Below are 18,130 nucleotides of genomic sequence, written 5' to 3' on the forward strand. Positions count from 1 at the left end.
CGCTCCAAATCCTGGGCCCAACAAAAAGCCCCGCTTCCTTTCAGAAGCGGGGCTTTTTGTGCATCAGGCCAGTTGAGGCTGGGCACTGACCGGCTGAAGCGGTAGCAACGGCGCATGAGGATCGGCATTGACCGACTCACGCCACGCTGCCAGCCACTCGGGATGGCTCTCGCTCCAGACCTGCTCATGCAGGCGGGACAGGGCGACCGGGTCGCTCAACAGCGCCAGGCGCTCGGCATTGCTGAGGCCGGCCGGACCGACCTTCAGGGCATGGCGAACGCGTTCGCCCCGCAGCCATTCGATCGGCTCGGCCTTGCCGTGCCGCGATGTGGCCAAGGCATACGCCAGGGCGTTTTGCTGTGGGTCGACGACCGCACGAATGAAGCCGTCGTTCAGCGCATGCCAGCGGTTCTCATGGGCATACTGGTCGGTCGACAGCAGTTCCTGTGGCGGAGCGTACTCCTCCGGGATCAGGAACAGGCTTTCATCGCGCGACTTCAAGCCCAGGCCCACGCGGCTGGAGATCACCGAGACCGGGATCGACAGCATCAGCGAGCCGACGATCGGCACCAGCCACCACAGGAAACTGGGGTTCAGCCAGATGACCAGCAACGCCCAGAGGAAGCCCAGCAAGGTTTGCGGACCGTGGCGCTTGACCGCTTCGCTCCAGGGCGTCGAGTCGTCGTCACGTTTCGGCGAGTTCCAGGTGGCGGCCCAGCCGAGGAACGCGGCCAATACGAAACGGGTGTGGAAGATCATCCGGACCGGTGCCAGCAGCATGGAGAACAGCATCTCCAGCAACATCGACAGCGTCACCTTGAACTTGCCACCGAACTCCTTCGCGCCCTTGGCCCAGATCAGCACGACACTGAGCAGTTTGGGCAGGAACAGCAGCACGATGGTCGTCGAGAACAGCGCGATGGCCTTCTCCGGATGCCATTGCGGCCATAACGGATACAGCTGGCGCGGTTCGAGGAAGTACTGCGGCTCCATCAGCGTATTGACCGCCAGCAGCGCAGTGGACAACACCAGGAAGAAGAACCACAGGGGCGCCGACAGGTAGGACATCACCCCGGTCAGGAACACCGCACGGTGTACCGGGTGCATGCCCTTGACCAGGAAGAGCCGGAAGTTCATCAGGTTGCCGTGGCACCAGCGACGGTCACGCTTGAGTTCGTCCAGCAGGTTCGGCGGCAATTCCTCATAGCTGCCCGGCAGGTCATAGGCAATCCACACGCCCCAGCCGGCACGGCGCATCAGTGCCGCTTCGACGAAGTCGTGGGACAGGATCGCACCGGCGAAGGCACCTTTGCCGGGCAATGGCGCCAGGGCGCAATGCTCGATGAAGGGCTTCATGCGGATGATCGCATTGTGTCCCCAGTAGTGGGATTCGCCCAACTGCCAGAAGTGCAGGCCGGCGGTGAACAGCGGACCGTAGACCCGTGTCGCGAATTGCTGCATGCGCGCATACAGCGTGTCCATGCCCGAAGCCTTCGGCGCGGTCTGGATGATACCGGCGTCCGGCGTGGCTTCCATCAGGCGCACGAGGCTGGTCAGGCATTCGCCGCTCATGACGCTGTCGGCGTCGAGCACCACCATGTACTTGTAATCGCTGCCCCAGCGACGGCAGAAGTCGTCGAGGTTACCGCTCTTGCGTTTCACGCGACGGCGGCGGCGGCGGTAGAAGATCTTGCCAAAGCCACCGGCCTCGCGGCAGACGTCCAGCCACGCTTGCTGTTCGGCCACGCAGATATCGGTTTCATTACTGTCGCTGAGCACGAAGAAGTCGAAGCGATCCAGGTCACCGGTGGCGGCCACCGACTCGAAGGTCGCCCGCAGGCCGGCGAACACCCGCGGCACGTCTTCGTTGCAGATCGGCATGACCAGCGCGGTACGGGCATCCTTGGGAATCGGCTCGTTGCCGGCACTGGCCCCGGAGATACGATACTTGTCGCGCCCGGTGAGCAGCTCCAGGAAGCCCATCAGGGCGGTCCAGAAACCGGCCGACACCCAGCAGAACAGAATACCGAACAGGATCAGGATGCTGGTCTGCAAGGCGTATGGCAGCACTTGCGTGGCGGTCTGCGACAGCGGCTGGTGCAGCACTTCCTCCAGGTCCACCAGCGACCAGCCCTGGTACGGCATGATGCCCTTCATGTACCAGCCGGCGACGATGGTCTGGCCAAGCATCAACAGCAGCAGGATGTAGCGACGGGTCGACCCCACGGTACGCCAGCGCGCCTCGGGCAGCACGCGTGCGTCCTTGGGCGGCTTCGGCGGGTTGGTGCGACCGGTGAGACGCCGCCAGGCACGCACCAGGATATTGGTGCGCCAAGGCTCCGGCACGACCTTGGTACGACGAATCGGCGGCGTCGCCTTCAGGCACACACGACCACTGGCATCCAGTGCCAGCATTTCGGCGTCTTCCAGCTCTTCGGCAGTGCTCAGGGTCAAACGCCGCCCAACCGAAGCCTGTGCCGCTTCGCCGGGCTCATCGAATGTCGAAGACGAAAGCCGTTTATGCAGTTCGCTGAAGGAAGAGCAGCCCGCCAGCTCGGCGCGCTGCTCGTCGGTCATTGGCAAATGGGCCAGATATTCGCTGAGCGTCTCTGGCTGTACTGGAGTATTACTCATCGGCTGGCAACTGATAGCTCCAGGTCTCGGTCAGGACTTGCTCAGTCGGTTCCGGTTCCTGCGGGGTTGGGGTCGCCTCGACGGCGGCGGACGCCTTGACGGTCGTTGCGACTTCTTTGGCGTGTTCTTTCTCTTTTTCTTTCTCTTTTTCGCTCTGCTGCTTGGCGACCTTGTCTGCCTTGGCAAGGGTCGTGGTCACGGCATGCGACGCGGCAGGGGCTTCGACAGGCGTCAGCGGACGGACCAGCGCCGCGCGCATTTCGGTAGCCTGCTTTGGATCCTTGACCTTCAGGCGCAAGGTCAGGCGCCAGCCCTTGGTTTCGGGGTTGTAGCGAACGTTGTTCTCGACGATCTCGGCGTTGTCGCCGACGCTCACCTGGCTACGCACTTCGGCGTTTTCCGGCAACGCTTGCAGCGAAGGACCTTCGAAATCCACCAGGTAGGCCACGCTGCCATCCGGCTGGCGGATCAGGTTGGATTGCTTCACGTCACCCGTGGAACGCAGGGTCTGCTTGACCCAGGCGCTGTCCGGCGAGTGCAGGCTGGCTTCGTCGAGGGTCCAGTGCAGGCGGTAGGAGAAGTCCAGCGGCTGGCCAGGCTCAGGCAGCTTTTCCGGGCTCCAGAACGCAACGATGTTGTCGTTGGTTTCATCGGCTGTCGGGATTTCCACCAGGTCCACGGTGCCCTTGCCCCAGTCGCCTTTCGGTTCGATCCAGGCGCTAGGACGCTTGTCGTAGCGGTCGTCCAGGTCTTCGTAGTGGCTGAAGTCGCGGCCACGTTGCAGCAGACCGAAACCACGCGGGTTTTCCACCGAGAAGTTGCTCACGGCCAGGTGTTTGGGATTGTTCAGCGGACGCCAGATCCATTCGCCGTTGCCGGCGTGGATCGACAGGCCGCTGGAATCGTGCAGTTCGCGACGATAGTTGAGTACCTTGGACGGCTGGTTGGCGCCGAACAGGAACATGCTGGTGAGCGGGGCAACACCCAGCTTGTTAACGCGATCACGCAGGAACATTCGCGCCTTCACATCAACCACGGTGTCCGTACCCGGACGCAGGGTCAGGCGATAGGCACCGGTGGCCCGAGGCGAGTCCAGCAGGGCGAAGATCACCAGATGCTTGTCGGTCGGTTTCGGGCGCTGGATCCAGAACTCGCGGAAACGCGGGAATTCCTCACCGGATGGCAACGCGGTATCGATGGCCATGCCACGGGCGGACAAGCCGTAAGTCTGGCCCTTGCCGATGACGCGGAAGTAGCTTGCGCCCAGCATGGTCATGATTTCGTCTTGCTTGTCGGCCTTGTTGATAGGGTACAGCACGCGAAAGCCCGCATAGCCCAGCTGCTCGGTGGCCTTGGGGTCGAACTGTACGTCACCGAAATCGAAGCGCGTCGGGTCGTACTTGATCTCGTCGACAGTGGTCGCGGTGATCTCGTTGATCTTCACCGGCGTGTCGAAATGCATGCCCTGGTGATAGAACGACAGGCGGAACGGCGTCTTCTGGTCGGCCCACTCGGCTTTTTCGGTGCGGAAACGGATTTTTTGATAGTCGGCGAATTTCATTTCGCGAAATTCGTTCGGCAGGTTGCTGCGCGGGGCTTCGAATTTTTGCCCGGCCAGTTCCTGAGCCTTCGCCGACACATCATCCAGGCTGAATGCCCACAGTTGGCCGGCGCCAAGCAGGCACAACAGGGCAGAGCCCGCTACCAGAGCGTTTTTAAACCGTTTGGCAGACATTTTTGGTGCATTACAGGGACTAACAATCACGAGCAACCCTCGCCGAAAACAGATCAAGAAACCAACGGCCAGTTAAGGTATCCGCTTGGTAACGGCATTGAAAAACCGACCTTGCGGAGCACTCTTGCCAAGTTGGCGAGCATTGTTCCGACTCCGATGGGACAAAATGATTCCCCAAACGGTCCAGGACAAGTCTCTACCTAAAGTCAAATGGACCGGCGAACGCCGATCCCCCGTAGCGCGCGATTATCTAGCAGGCCGCGTGACAACGCATCAGGGGCAACAAAGTATTTATCGAGAAAACTCCCCGTTTAACCTCGAAAACAGCCTGAAAAGGTGTTTCAAACACTTTCAGACCTGTAACAAAAAGGTTACCGGGCCATCATTTACCAGATGCACTTGCATGTCGGCGCCGAATCTACCTGATGCCACAGTGCCATGCACGTGTTTCGCCTGGGTAACCAGATAAGAAAACAACTCTTCCCCTAATGCTGGCGGCGCGGCCGATGAAAAGCTCGGGCGCAAGCCGCTTCGGGTATCTGCCGCCAGGGTGAACTGCGACACCAGCAGCAAACCGCCACCGACATCCGCCAGGGACAGGTTCATCTTGCCGTCGGCATCGCTGAACACCCGGTAGTTGAGCAGCTTGTGCAGGAGCTTGTCGGCGCTGGCCCGGGTATCCCCGGGCTCGACCGCCACCAATACGAGCAGGCCCTGGTCCACGGCGCCAACAATTTCTCCCGCCACTTCGACCCGGGCGCCGCGGACCCGTTGCAACAGACCCTTCACGCTTCTTCAGGCGGCAGGTCGAGCAGACGCCGGGCCATTTGCGCGGCGGCGCGCACCAGTGCATCGGTGATGCCCGGCTCCGACGCGGCGTGACCGGCATCGCGGATCACCTGCAGCTCGCTGTTGGGCCAGTTCTGGTGCAGCTCCCAGGCGTTGTCCAGGGGGCAGATCACGTCGTAGCGACCATGCACGATGATGCCCGGCAAATGAGCGATCTTGCCCATGTCGCGAATCAGCTGGTTGGGCTCGAGGAACGCATTGTTGGTGAAGTAATGGCACTCGATCCGGGCGATCGACAGGGCACGCTGCGGCTCGGAGAAGCGATCGACCACCAGCGGGTTCGGACGCAGGGTCGCGGTCCGGCCCTCCCAGATGGACCAGGCCTTGGCCGCGTGCATCTGGGCGATCTGGTCGTTGCCGGTCAGGCGTTTATGGAAGGCGCTGAGCAGGTCGTCGCGCTCGTCCGGCGGAATGGGCGCGATGTAGTCCTGCCAGTAGTCGGGAAACAGGCGGCTGGCGCCGGCCTGATAGAACCACTCGATTTCCTGCGGACGGCAGAGAAAGATCCCGCGCAGAATCAGGCCATGCACCCGTTCCGGATGGGTCTGGGCGTAGGCCAGGGCCAGGGTCGAGCCCCAGGAGCCGCCGAACAGTACCCATTTATCGATGCCCAGGTGCTTGCGGATGCGCTCCAGGTCTTCGACCAGATCCCAGGTGGTGTTGTTCTCCAGGCTGGCATGGGGGGTGGAGCGACCACAGCCGCGCTGGTCGAACGTGACGATGCGATACAGGTTCGGATCGAAGTAGCGACGGCTCTGCGCATCGCAGCCCGCACCCGGACCACCGTGGATGAACACCACCGGGAGTCCTTCCGGGGAGCCGCTTTCATCGACATAGAGCGTATGGGTGTCATCGACAGCCAGATCGTGCCGGGCATGGGGTTTGATCTGCGGGTACAAAGTCTGCATTGCGCGCTCCGTAAGGGGTCGAGTCATCCCTGTGGGGACTTCTATTTAGTCTGCCGTCCGGCATCATAAACCCGAATTACCTTAATGAGCATGTCCCCGCGAAGTCAAAGCGTGTCAGCCAGGTATGCCAGCAGCGTGCGATACATCCGATCGACCTCCGGCACCTGGTTGCGGCCACGCAGGCAGCCGTGGACCAGACCGTCACCGACATACAGCACGGCATTGCCTCCTGCGGCGTTCAGCCGCTCGCTGTAGAGGATGCCGTCGTCACGCAGCGGATCCCATTGCGCCACGATGACCAGCGCCGGCGGCAGGCCAGCCAGGTCGGCGGCGAGCAATGGCATGGCGTAGGGCGACGGCGCGGCGCCGCCCAGGTAAAGCTGTTGGCAGTCGTCCAGGTCGTCGCTGCTCAGCAGGGGCGCGTCGGCGCATTCGCGGCGCGAGGGCAAGTCGGCAGGGCCGCCAAGGGCGGGGTAGATCAGCACCTGGCCCTGGGGCAGCGGCTGACCGCCATTACGCAGGGCCAGGCAAATCGCAGCAGCGAGGTTGCCCCCGGCACTGTCCCCGGCCACCCACCGGCGCCTGGGATCGATGGCAAGAGGAGCGGCTGCCAGCCGGTGCCACACGTCGAGGCAATCCTCGAAGGCCGCCGGGAATGGATGTTCCGGGGCCAGGCGATAGTCCACCGCCAGCACCAGTATCCCCAGCTCGGCCGCCAGTTCCATGCAGATGAAGTCATGGGAGTCCAGGTTCCCCACCACCCAACCGCCTCCGTGCAGGTAGAGCATGCACGGCCAGCCTTCGCAGGGTGGCTCGATCCGAGGGTGATAAACCCGCACGGCCACGCCGGCCAGCTCAAAATCATCGACCATCAACCCTTCCGGGCGCGGCGGGGTGAACGCCCGGCACATCCGGTCGTAGCCCTCGCGCATGCCGGCGATGCCGCCGTCCGGGCTGCTGAAACTCCGGGTCTTGCGGACGAAGGCGGACATTGCCGGGGAGAGTGGATAAGCCATGACAGGGGACCACCAGATATATCCTTGGGTAGGACGCCTCAATGATGAGGCATCATGGCTTGAGACTGGCCTGCACCGCCGCCACGCCGTCCTTGCCGTCGAAACTGGTCACGCCGGCCAGCCAGCGCTGGAGGTCTTCGGGATGGTCCCGCAACCATTGCCGGGCGACGTCCTGGGGTGTCTTGCGCTCCATGATCGGCACCATCAGCTGGCTTTCCTGGGCGGCGGTGAAGGTCAGGTTTTCCAGCAGCCGGTTCACGTTCGGGCAACGCTGGGCATAGTCCGGCGCGGTCACGGTGGAAACGGTGGCAGCACCTTCGTTCGGCCCATAGACATCTTCGCTGCCGGTCAGGTAGGTGATGTTCATGTTGATGTTCATCGGGTGCGGGGTCCAGCCGACGAAGACCACGAATTCCTTGCGATTCACGGCCCGCTGTACCGCCGCCAGCATGCCCGCCTCACCGGACTCGATCAGCTTGAAGTCCTTGAGGCCGAAGTGGTTGGTCTCGATCATGGTCTTGATGGTGGTGTTGGCTCCACTGCCCGGCTCGATGCCATAGATCCTGCCACCCAACTGGTCCTTGAACCGGGCGATGTCGGCAAACGTCCTGAGCCCCGCCGCCGCCACATAGTCAGGCACCGCCAGGGTGGCCTGGGCATCGGCCAGGCTCGGCTTTTCCAGCACCCTCACCTGGTTGGCGGCCAGGAACGGGGCGATGTTCTTGTCCATTGCCGGCTTCCAGTAGCCCAGGAATATGTCGAGGCGCTTGTCGCGGATGCCCGCGAAGATGATCTGCTGCACAGCACTGGTCTGCTTGCTTTCATACCCCAGGCCCGTGAGCAGGACATCGGCCACGCCGCTGGTGGCGATCACGTCGGTCCAGTTGACCACGCCCATGCGCACGGTCTGGCAGGACGCCGGCTCGGCGGCCATCGCCCCGGTGCCCAGCATGACGGTACCGCAGAAGATCGATAGACAGCGCTTGAACAGTCTTTTCATCGGGAAGGTCTCGGCGGCAGCGGATTATTGTGGGCCGGTGTCTTTGTGCACCGTACCGAAACAGTACGCAGCGCCGAGGGGGTAAAGGTGACCTGTGGCGACTCGGTTTTGCACGGTGGCGACAGTTCCCGTACGTGGCTCAAGGACAAACACAATCCTGTGGCGAGGGGATTTATCCCCGCAGGACTGCGCCGCAGTCCCGAAAGCTCTCAGTCCAACCAGTCAAGTCACAGGAAGACATCCGTTTGGGGCCGCTTCGCGACCCAGCGGGGATGAATCCCCTTGCCACAGCAGTACCGCGCGGTGTTTATTTTCTGTAAGCCTGCCGCCCCCACGCCAACAAGCCTTCCAGCAATTGCTTGAGCACCACCTGGGTCGGCGCCGCCAGATCCGGGCGGTAGTTGAACGGTTCGAACTCGTCCATGTAGGTGCTCTGGCACAGCTCCAGTTGCACGGCGTGGATGTCCTGGGCCGGGTTGCCGTAGTGCCGGGTGATGTGGCCGCCCTTGAAACGCCCATTGAGCACGTGGGTGAAACCGCCGTGCTCGGCGCAGATGGCTTCGAGCCGGCTGGCCAGTGTCGGGTCGCAACTGGCGCCGTTGAAGGTGCCGAGGTTGAAGTCCGGCAGCTTGCCGTCGAACAGGTGCGGGATCACCGAGCGGATCGAGTGGGCATCGAACAACAGGGCATAGCCGAACTCGGCCTTGAGCCGGGCCAACTCCTGTTGCAGGGTCTGATGGTAGGGCACCCAGATCTGCTGCAGATACGTCGCCCGCTCCTGGGCGGACGGCTCCAGGCCTTCACAAAACAGCGGCACGCCGTTGAACAGCGTCGCGGGGTACAGGCCGGTAGTAGCACCGACGTACATCGGCTTGTCGTCGGAGGGGCGGTTCAGGTCGACGACGAACCGCGAATATTCGGCAGCCAGGACACTGGCGCCCAGTTCAGAGGCAAACTCGTAGAGCCTGGGAATATGCCAGTCGGTGTCTGGCAGGCTTTGGGCTTCGGGAATCAATCCGGCCTGCACCGCCGGGGTCAGGCGCAGGCCGGCGTGCGGCATGCTGATCAACAGCGGCACGCGCCCTTGCTTGAAATTCAGGACCTTTTCCACAACCGCTCTCCTCAATCGATTTCAACGCCGTGACGCACGACGCGTTTTTCCAGTTCGCCACCCAGCCAGTACGACAGATCCGCCGGGCGGTCGATATGCCAGGCGACAAAATCCGCGACTTTGCCGGCTTCCAGGGAGCCGTGGCTGGCGGCCATGCCCAAGGCCTGGGCCGCATGGATCGTCGCCCCGGCCAGGGCCTCTTCCGGTGTCATGCGCAAACAGGTGCAGGCCATGTTCAACATCAGACGCAGCGACAAGGCCGGCGAGGTGCCGGGATTGAGGTCGCTGGCCACTGCGATCTTCACCCCGTGCTTGCGCAAGGCATCCATGGGCGGCAGCCGGGTTTCACGCAGGAAGTAGAACGCGCCCGGCAGCAACACCGCCACGGTGCCCGCCTCGGCCATGGCCCTGGCATCGTCTTCGGTCATGAACTCCAGGTGATCGGCCGACAACGCCTGGTACCGGGCCGCCAGGCTTGAGCCGTGCAACGACGACAGTTGTTCGGCGTGCAGCTTCACCGGCAGGCCCAATCGCTGGGCCGTGATGAACACGCGCTCGACCTGCGCCGGGGAAAAGGCCAGGTATTCGCAGAAGGCATCCACCGCGTCCACCAGCCCTTCGGCCGCCAGGGCCGGGAGCATCTCCGCGCAGATGTGCTCGATGTAGTCGTCGGCGCGGTCGACGTACTCCGGCGGCAAGGCGTGGGCCGCCAGGCACGTGCTGCGCACGCTGAGCGGCAGTTCGACGCCGAGGCGACGGATGACCCGCAGCATCTTGCGCTCGCTGGCCAGGTCCAGGCCGTAGCCGGACTTGATTTCCACCGTGGTCACGCCGTCGTGCATCAGGCTTTTCAGGCGCTTGGCGGCGCTGGCGAACAGCTCGTCTTCACTGGCGGCCCGGGTGGCACGCACGGTACTGGCGATACCGCCACCGGCCGCGGCGATTTCGGCATAGCTGACGCCTTGCAGGCGCTGCTCGAATTCGCCGCTGCGGTTGCCGCCGAACACCGTATGGGTATGGCAGTCGATCAGCCCCGGGGTCACCCAGGCGCCCCTGAGGTCCGTGACCGCCGGGTAGTCACCCGCCGGCAGTTGGGCACGGGGACCGATCCATTGAATATGCTCGCCCTGGGTGATGATGGCGGCGTCTTCGATGATCGAGTAGACGCCCTGGGCCATGGTGGCGGCGTGGCAGTTTTGCCAGAGGGTTTTCATCCCGGTTTCCTCGTCGCATTCAAAATCGAATCGCGAGCAAGCTCGCTCCCACAAGGTTTTGAGTTCATCAGAAATCCTTGTGGAAGCGAGTCTGCTCGCGATGAGGCCCTTACAGGCTCGGCAACAACTGCGCCATGACCAGTTCGTTCAAGCAACGGCTCGCCAACAACTCACTGGCGGCATTGATGTCCGGCGCGAAGAAGCGGTCCTTCTCATAAAAGGGCACTTCTGCACGCAGCAGCCCGCGGGCCTGCTCCAGTTTCGCGGAGGTCTTCAGGCCGCCGCGCAGGTCCAGCCCCTGGCAGGCCGCCAGCCATTCCACGGCGAGAATCCCACGGGTGTTTTCGGCCATTTCCCACAAACGCTTGCCGGCGGCCGGCGCCATGGAGACGTGGTCTTCCTGGTTGGCCGAGGTCGGCAGGCTGTCCACCGAGTGAGGGTGGGACAGCGCCTTGTTCTCGCTGGCCAGGGCCGCCGCGGTGACCTGGGCAATCATGAAGCCGGAGTTCACCCCGCCATTGCCCACCAGGAACGGCGGCAGTTGCGACATGTGCTTGTCCATCATCAGCGAGATACGGCGCTCGCTCAGGGAACCGATTTCGGCGATCGCCAGGGCCATGTTGTCAGCAGCCATTGCCACCGGCTCGGCGTGGAAGTTGCCGCCGGAGATCACGTCGCCTTCAGCGGCGAACACCAGTGGGTTGTCCGACACCGCGTTGGCCTCGATCACCAGCACCTCGGCGGCCTGACGGAACTGGGTCAGGCAGGCGCCCATCACTTGCGGCTGGCAACGCAGGGAGTACGGGTCCTGGACCTTGTCGCAATTGTGATGCGAATCGGAGACTTCACTGCGCTCGCCCAGCAGATCGCGATACGCCGCAGCAACGTCGATCTGGCCTTTCTGCCCACGGGCAGCGTGGATGCGCGCGTCAAACGGCGAGCGCGAACCGAGCACCGCTTCCACCGTCAGGCTGCCCAGGGCCAGGGCCCCGGCGAACAGGTCCTCGCCTTCGAACAGGCCACGCAGGGCAAAGGCCGTGGACACCTGGGTACCGTTGAGCAGCGCCAGGCCTTCCTTGGCGGCCAGGGTCAGCGGTGCGAGGCCGGCTACCTTCAGCGCCTCGACGGCCGGCAACCATTCGCCCTTGTAGCGGGCCTTGCCTTCGCCCAGCAGCACCAGGGACATGTGGGCCAGGGGCGCCAGGTCACCGGACGCACCGACCGAGCCTTTGAGCGGAATATGCGGATAGACCTCGGCATTGATCAGGGCGATCAGCGCATCGATCACTTGCCGGCGGATCCCGGAGAACCCCCGGCTCAGGCTGTTGACCTTGAGCACCATGATCAACCGCACCAACGCATCGCTGATGGGCTCGCCCACGCCGGCGGCATGGGACAGCACCAGGGAACGCTGCAGGTTTTCCAGGTCCGCGCTGGCGATGCGGGTCGAGGCCAGCAGGCCGAAACCGGTATTGATGCCATAGGCGGTACGGTTCTCGGCGAGGATCTGCTCCACACAGGCAACGCTGGCTTCGATCTGCGCCGAAGCGCTGGCGTCCAGGCTCAGGGTCACCGGCTGTTGATAGATGTCGCGCAATTGAGCCAGGCTCAATTGGCCGGGAATCAGGTTCAAGGCAGTCATTTATTGCTCCTTTTGAGAGTTTTGTTTTAACCCGCCAGTCGCTCCGGAATGTTCCGTTATCCGTCACCCTCGCTTTTTGGGCGATGGCGCCTTGGCACGCTGGCGCTTTTTGATCAGTTCAAATTCGGTAACACGTTGTGCAGCACATTCGGGTCTTTGAGGAGCCCGGCGGCGCTGGCGATGTCCGGCGCCAGCCAGCGGTCCTGGTCATAGGCCGGGACACGTTCGCGCAGCAGCCTCCAGGCAATGTCGGTGCCTGCGCCGAAGCGCTGGGTCTTGAGGAATTCGAAGGCCTGGGCCGCCAGCAGGTATTCGATGGCGAGGATCTGCGTGCAGTTTTCCAGCGTCCGATGCAGTTTCAGGGCGGCATTGGTGCCCATGCTCAAGTGATCCTCCTGCAGGCCCGAGGTGACGAAGTTGTCGAGCACCGCCGGTTGCGCCAACTGACGGTTTTCCGCGCACAGCGACGCCGCGACGTATTGCACGATCATCATCCCCGAGTTCACCCCCGGATTGGCCACCAGGAAGGCCGGCAGTCCGCTGACGTGGGGGTTGATCAGGCGATCGAGGCGGCGCTCGGCGATGGAGCCGATCTCGGCCATGGCAATCGCCAGCAGATCCGCGGCCAGGGCCACGGATTGACCATGGGGGTTGGCCTGGGACATCACCCGGAAATGGTCTGGCGTGCCCAACAGAAGAGGATTGTCCGTCACGGCATTGAGTTCGGTTTCGATCTGTTTGCGGGCATGGGCCAGCTGATCGCGAGCGGCACCGTGTACCTGGGGAATCGAACGGATGCTCAAGGCATCCTGGGTGCGGATGCCCAGGCTGGAGGCGATGACTTCGCTGCCCGCCAGCAAGGCCCGCAGGTTGACTCCCACCTGCTGCATGCCGGGGTGCGGCTTGAGGGCAATGATCTCGCCATCGAACGCGGCGATCTGGCCACGCTGGGCCTCGAAGCTCATGGCACCGATCACATCGGCCCACTGCAGCAGCCGCGTCGCATCGGCCAGGGCCAGGCAGCTGAGGCCGGTCATGCAGGGCGTGCCGTTGACTAGGCACAGACCGTCCTTGGCCCCCAGTTGCACCGGTTTCAGGCCTTCGGCGGCCAGGGCCTGTTGCGCCGTGACTATCTGGCCGCGATAGCTGACCTGGCCGACGCCCAGCAGCGCGATGCTGATATGGGCCATGTGGGTCAGGTAGCCCACCGAACCCTGGGACGGTACTTGCGGCGTGATGCCCCGGTTGAGCAGCGCCAGCAGTGCCTCTACCACCCGCCGGTGGATGCCGGACTTGCCCTGGCTGTAATTGATGATGGCGGCGCAGAGAATCGCCCGGGTCTGCTCGTCGGACAGCGGCGCGCCCACGCCACAGGCATGGCTGAGCAGCGTGTTGCGCGAGAGCTGGCTGAGCTGTTCATCCTTGAGCGAGACGTTGCACAAGGCGCCCAGGCCGGTGTTGACGCCATAGGCGCGTTCGCCGCTTTCGACGATGCGCTGGACGATGGCCTGGGCATTGTCGATCCGCGCCCAGGCCTGGGCCGACAGCTCGAGCTCGGCACCGAAGCGGGCGACGGCGACGACGTCCTGCCAGCGCAACGGGGCACCGGTGATTACGATTTTTTCAGCCTTGGACATCCTCAACCTCGTCTGTACGACTTGAATATTGATGCAGCTGGGCCGGCCCTATCGCGAACAAGCTCGCGATAGGGCCGGCCCTGCCACCACAAACCCTTCAAACCACCGCAGCCCTGCGCTGCACGAACCGATCGACATACTCATCTGCCGGCGAGTGCAGGATCTCGCGCGGCGTGCCCACCTGGATCAGCTTGCCGTCCTTGAGAATCGCGATGCGGTTGCCGATGCGCACGGCCTCGTCGAGGTCGTGGGTGATGAAGACGATGGTCTTGTGCAGGGTCTTCTGCAGCTCCAGCAACTGGTCCTGCATTTCCGCGCGGATCAGCGGGTCGAGGGCGCTGAAGGCTTCGTCCATCAGGATGATATCTGTGTCCGCCGCCAACGCCCGGGCCAGGCCCACGCGCTGACGCATGCCGCCGGAGAGCTGGTGCGGGTACTTGTTCTCGTAGCCCTTCAGGCCCACGGTATTGATCCAGTGCAGCGCCCGCTCGGCACACACCTGCTTGCTCTCGCCACGCACTTTCAAGCCGTAGGCGACGTTGTCCAGCACATTCTTGTGGGGCAACAGGCCGAAGCTCTGGAACACCATGCTGATCTTGTGCCGACGGAATTCACGCAGGGCGTCCATGTCCAGTTGCAGGATGTCTTCGCCGTCCACCAGGATCGCCCCGCTGGTGGGATCGATCAGGCGATTGAAGTGGCGCACCAGGGTGGATTTGCCGGAGCCGGACAGGCCCATGATCACAAAGATCTCGCCCGTGCCGATGCTCAGCGACAGGTCGTTCACACCCACCACGCAACCGGTCTCGGCCAGCACCTGGTCCTTGGTCTTGTTCTGGCGGATCAGTTCCAGGGCTTCCCTGGAACGGTTGCCGAAAATCTTGAAGACGTTCTTGACTTCGATCTTGCTGACGGCTGCGTTGCTCATTTGCTCACCTCGTGCCGAGGACGACCATAGGCCTGGGTAATGCGGTCGATGACCACGGCGAGAATCACGATGGCCAGCCCGGCCTCCAGGCCGCGTCCGACGTTGAGGGTCTGGATGCCCACCAGCACGTCTTCACCCAGGCCACGGGCGCCGATCATCGAGGCGATGACCACCATCGACAGGGCCATCATGGTGGTCTGGTTGATCCCGGCCATGATGCTCGGCAAGGCCAGGGGCAATTGCACGCCGAACAGCTGCTGCCAGCGGTTGGCGCCGAAGGCGTTGATGGCTTCCATCACTTCGCCGTCCACCTGGCGAATGCCCAGGTCGGTCAGGCGGATCAATGGCGGCGCGGCATAGATCACCGTGGCGAAGATCGCCGGAACCTTGCCCAGGCCGAACAGCATCAACACCGGAATCAGGTACACGAAGCTCGGCATGGTCTGCATGATGTCCAGCAACGGCATCAGCACCGAACGCAGGCGATTGCTGCGCGCCGAGAGAATGCCCAGGGGAATGCCGATCAACACCGAGATCAGCGTCGCTACCAGCATCAGGGCAAGGGTTTGCATCAACTTGTCCCACAGGCCTACCGCACCCACCAGGAACAACAGGCCGACAATGACTGCCGTGGCCACGACCTTGCGCGTGGCGTGCCAGGCAATGCCGCCGACGATGGCCAGCATCAGCCACCAGGGTGCCATGCGCAGCAGGCCTTCGAGGTTGACGATGGCCCACAGCAGGGTGTCGGAGATGTGCCGGAACACATCGCCATAGTTGGTCACCAGGGAGTCGACCCAACCGTTGACCCAATCGGCGATGGAGAAGGTAAAGCTTTCGGGAAACATAAGAGACTCTCGATCAAGTGGATGCGGTGAACGTCCCGGCCAGCCCTGCAGCCGGCCGGGTAGCATTCGACCTACAGAGCCGCGTCGATTTTCTTGGCTGCGTCTTCACTGACCCAGGCGTGCCAGACTTCAGGATGTTCCTTGAGGAAGATCTTCGCCAGTTTTGGCGACTCGATCCGCTCTTTGGCCATGCGCCCCAGGTTCTGGTTCAGGATATCGATGGGCAGGTTGACCTTTTCCAGCACGGCCACCAGCTCCGGAGCCTCGTCGTGGAAGGTCTTGGACAGACCGACCTTGATGGTCACGCTCTTGTCCACGCCCGGCTTTTCTTCCAGTTTCACCAGGTCCACCTGGCCCATCAGTGGCGTTGGCGACCAGTAGTAGAACAGGATCGGCTCGCCACGCTTGTAGCTGGACAACACTGCGGCATCCAGGGCCGGGCCGGTGCCTGGACGGAAGTTGGTGTAGGTTTTTTCCAAGCCGTAGCTCTTGAGCATTTCGCTGTTGTCCAGCTCGCAGGTCCAGCCGGCCGGGCAGTTGTAGAAACGGCCCTTGGACGGCTCTTCCGGATCCTTGAACACGGCGGCGTACTGGCCCAGGTCCGCGATGTTCTTCAGACCCGGCGCCTTGGCTTCGAGCTTGCGCTTGGCGTCGCCCTCGACCACATAGCGCGGTACGTACCAGCCTTCGATGGCGCCGACGACCGGAGCGCCGACGCCCACCACCTTGCCGGCCTTCTCGGCCTTGTTCCACACTTCGCTGCGACCGACCCACTCTTCGGCGAATACCTGGATGTCATTGCTGCTCAGGGCGTTCTCCATGGTGATGGAGTTGCCCGGCAGGCTGTCGGTCTTGCAGTCGTAGCCTTTTTCCAGCACCACCTGCAGGACGTCTGTCAGCAACATGCCGCTTTCCCAGTTCAGGCCGGCGAACTTCACCGGTTTGCCCGACTCGCACCAACCGGCCGCCTGCGTGGCGCCGGCACTGGCCAGCAGGCCCATGGACAGCAATGTGGTCAGCAGGGTCTTGTTCGATTTCATTGTGTGACGCTCCTAATCAGTTGGATTGGCATACGGCAGTCAAGAGGCATCCAGCCCTGTCAACGTCCCATCAGGCCGCTTGAATGCGACCCGCCCTGCTCGGTTGTGCGTCAACCGTGTCCTGCTCGACCGGCAGGATCAATCGATCGGGTACTGCGCTGTGCCATTTCCTGGCGGCGATGTAATACAGCGCCGCCGGAACCACCAGGCCGATGATCCAGGAAATGTCCACGCCGCCCATGGCCGCCACCAGCGGACCGGTATAGAACTTGGTGGCAATGAACGGCAATTGAATCAGGACACCTATTGCGTAGACGCTGATACCGAGGCCATTCCAACGACCGTAGCGGCCGTTCGGGTCGGCCAGGGCCGGCACGTCATAGCGCTCGCGGGTGATGCAGTAGTAGTCCACCAGGTTGATCGCGCTCCAGGGCGTGAAGAACGCCAGCAAGAACAGGATGAAGGACTTGAACGCACCAAGGAACGAGTGCTGACCGAGCAGCGCGATCAGCGTCGCGGCGCCCACGATGAACACTACGAAGACCAGGCGTTGCAGGCGCGTGACGTTCAGGTGCCCCCTGAAACCGCTGATGATGGTGGCAATGCACATGAAGCTGCCGTAGGAGTTCAGGGTGGAAATCGTGACCTTGCCGAACGCGATGCTGAAGTACAGCAGCGCAGCGGTGGCGCCGGTACCGCCCAGGCCCACGATGTAGGCCACTTCATGGCCCGCGAACTGCCCGTTGGCCGAGGCGGCGGCAAATACGCCGAGGATCATCGCCACCTGTGCGCCGATGACCGAACCGGCGCCTGCGGCAAAGAAGGTTTTCACCGAGGAAGTCTTGCTCGGCAGGTAACGCGAATAGTCAGCCACGTAGGGGCCGAAGGCGATCTGCCAGGAAGCCGCGAGCGACACCGCCAGCAGGAAGCTGCTCCAGCTGAAATGGCGGATCTGCAGCAGCGCGCCAACGTCCGTCTGGCTGATCAGGCGAGCGAACAGGTAAACGAAGGCAATGACGCCAATGACGCTGGCGACCCGGCCGATGAAGTGGATCACCCGATAACCCAGCACCGTCACCAGCACGATGACACTGGCGAAGATCAGGATGCCCGCACTGTCGCTGACGCCGAACAACTGCCCCAGCGCCTGGCCGGAAAGCACGGTGCCCGTCGCCGTGAAGCCCAGGTACATCAGGCACACCAGTACGATCGGGATCGCCGCCCCATAGACACCGAACTGCACCCGGCTGGAGATCATCTGCGGCAGGCCAAGCTTGGGCCCTTGCGCGGCATGCAAGGCCATGACGCCACCGCCCAGTACCTGGCCAATCAGCAAGCCGATCAACGACCAGAACACATCCCCCCCCAGCACCACCGCCAATGCACCGGTGACAATGGCAGTGATTTGCAGGTTGGCCCCCATCCAAAGGGTGAACTGGCTCAACAATCGGCCGTGTCTCTCCGCTTCCGGGATATAGTCGATCGAGCGTCGCTCGATCAACGGCTTGCTGCTTGCGCGAGTGCTGGTGACAGCCATGGTTCAACCTCTGTGGATTGTTCTGGAATTC

14 protein-coding genes are annotated in these 18,130 nt (G+C 63.0%); all 14 read right to left on the minus strand.

The annotated features are described in order from the left end of the window. Positions 1-63: 63 nt before the first annotated feature. Complete coding sequence (gene mdoH, locus BT179_RS12305; protein ID WP_072397956.1) at positions 64-2,634, minus strand: glucans biosynthesis glucosyltransferase MdoH; 2,571 nt, start codon at positions 2,632-2,634, stop codon at positions 64-66. Then, positions 2,627-4,369: a glucan biosynthesis protein G gene (locus BT179_RS12310; RefSeq protein WP_177305110.1), complete on the minus strand. Its 1,743-nt coding sequence runs from the start codon at positions 4,367-4,369 to the stop codon at positions 2,627-2,629. The genes mdoH and BT179_RS12310 overlap by 8 nt, the downstream gene beginning before the upstream one ends. Positions 4,370-4,720: 351 nt before the next feature. Then, positions 4,721-5,158 carry a D-aminoacyl-tRNA deacylase gene (dtd, locus tag BT179_RS12315; RefSeq protein ID WP_072397955.1) on the minus strand — a complete coding sequence of 146 codons (438 nt, stop codon included), beginning with the start codon at positions 5,156-5,158 and terminating at the stop codon, positions 4,721-4,723. Continuing rightward, on the minus strand, positions 5,155-6,126 hold the full coding sequence (gene pip / locus BT179_RS12320; protein WP_072397954.1) for a prolyl aminopeptidase: 972 nt from the start codon (positions 6,124-6,126) through the stop codon (positions 5,155-5,157). The genes dtd and pip overlap by 4 nt, the downstream gene beginning before the upstream one ends. Positions 6,127-6,230: 104 nt before the next feature. Next, the gene (locus BT179_RS12325; RefSeq protein WP_256343839.1) at positions 6,231-7,142 is read right to left on the minus strand and encodes an alpha/beta hydrolase; all 912 of its coding nucleotides are present in this window, start codon (positions 7,140-7,142) and stop codon (positions 6,231-6,233) included. Positions 7,143-7,194: 52 nt separating this feature from the next. Further along, positions 7,195-8,142 (minus strand): choline ABC transporter substrate-binding protein, encoded by a 948-nt coding sequence (locus BT179_RS12330; RefSeq protein WP_072431672.1) that lies wholly within the window; start codon positions 8,140-8,142, stop codon positions 7,195-7,197. Between the two features lie 307 nt (positions 8,143-8,449). Then, entirely contained in the window at positions 8,450-9,253 is an 804-nt protein-coding gene (gene hutG, locus BT179_RS12335; protein WP_072431673.1) for an N-formylglutamate deformylase, read from the minus strand. A gap of 11 nt (positions 9,254-9,264) precedes the next feature. Then, entirely contained in the window at positions 9,265-10,467 is a 1,203-nt protein-coding gene (gene hutI / locus BT179_RS12340; RefSeq protein WP_072431674.1) for an imidazolonepropionase, read from the minus strand. 109 nt (positions 10,468-10,576) lie between these two features. Continuing rightward, a complete protein-coding gene (gene hutH / locus BT179_RS12345) occupies positions 10,577-12,109 on the minus strand; it encodes a histidine ammonia-lyase (RefSeq protein WP_072397950.1) in 1,533 nt (510 codons plus the stop codon). Between the two features lie 113 nt (positions 12,110-12,222). Further along, positions 12,223-13,746 carry a histidine ammonia-lyase gene (gene hutH / locus BT179_RS12350; protein ID WP_072431675.1) on the minus strand — a complete coding sequence of 508 codons (1,524 nt, stop codon included), beginning with the start codon at positions 13,744-13,746 and terminating at the stop codon, positions 12,223-12,225. A 97-nt stretch (positions 13,747-13,843) separates the two neighbouring features. Further along, the gene (locus BT179_RS12355; RefSeq protein ID WP_072397948.1) at positions 13,844-14,674 is read right to left on the minus strand and encodes a quaternary amine ABC transporter ATP-binding protein; all 831 of its coding nucleotides are present in this window, start codon (positions 14,672-14,674) and stop codon (positions 13,844-13,846) included. Continuing rightward, positions 14,671-15,522, minus strand: coding sequence for an ABC transporter permease (locus tag BT179_RS12360; RefSeq protein WP_003196893.1), 852 nt, complete (start codon positions 15,520-15,522; stop codon positions 14,671-14,673). Before BT179_RS12360 ends, BT179_RS12355 begins: the two co-directional genes overlap by 4 nt. Before the next feature lie 71 nt (positions 15,523-15,593). Then, positions 15,594-16,562: an ABC transporter substrate-binding protein gene (locus BT179_RS12365; protein WP_072397947.1), complete on the minus strand. Its 969-nt coding sequence runs from the start codon at positions 16,560-16,562 to the stop codon at positions 15,594-15,596. A 70-nt stretch (positions 16,563-16,632) separates the two neighbouring features. Continuing rightward, positions 16,633-18,099, minus strand: coding sequence for a purine-cytosine permease family protein (locus tag BT179_RS12370; protein ID WP_072397946.1), 1,467 nt, complete (start codon positions 18,097-18,099; stop codon positions 16,633-16,635). Positions 18,100-18,130: the final 31 nt, after the last annotated feature.

This window comes from Pseudomonas sp. NFACC43, assembly GCF_900119645.1.
Taxonomy (GTDB): domain Bacteria; phylum Pseudomonadota; class Gammaproteobacteria; order Pseudomonadales; family Pseudomonadaceae; genus Aquipseudomonas.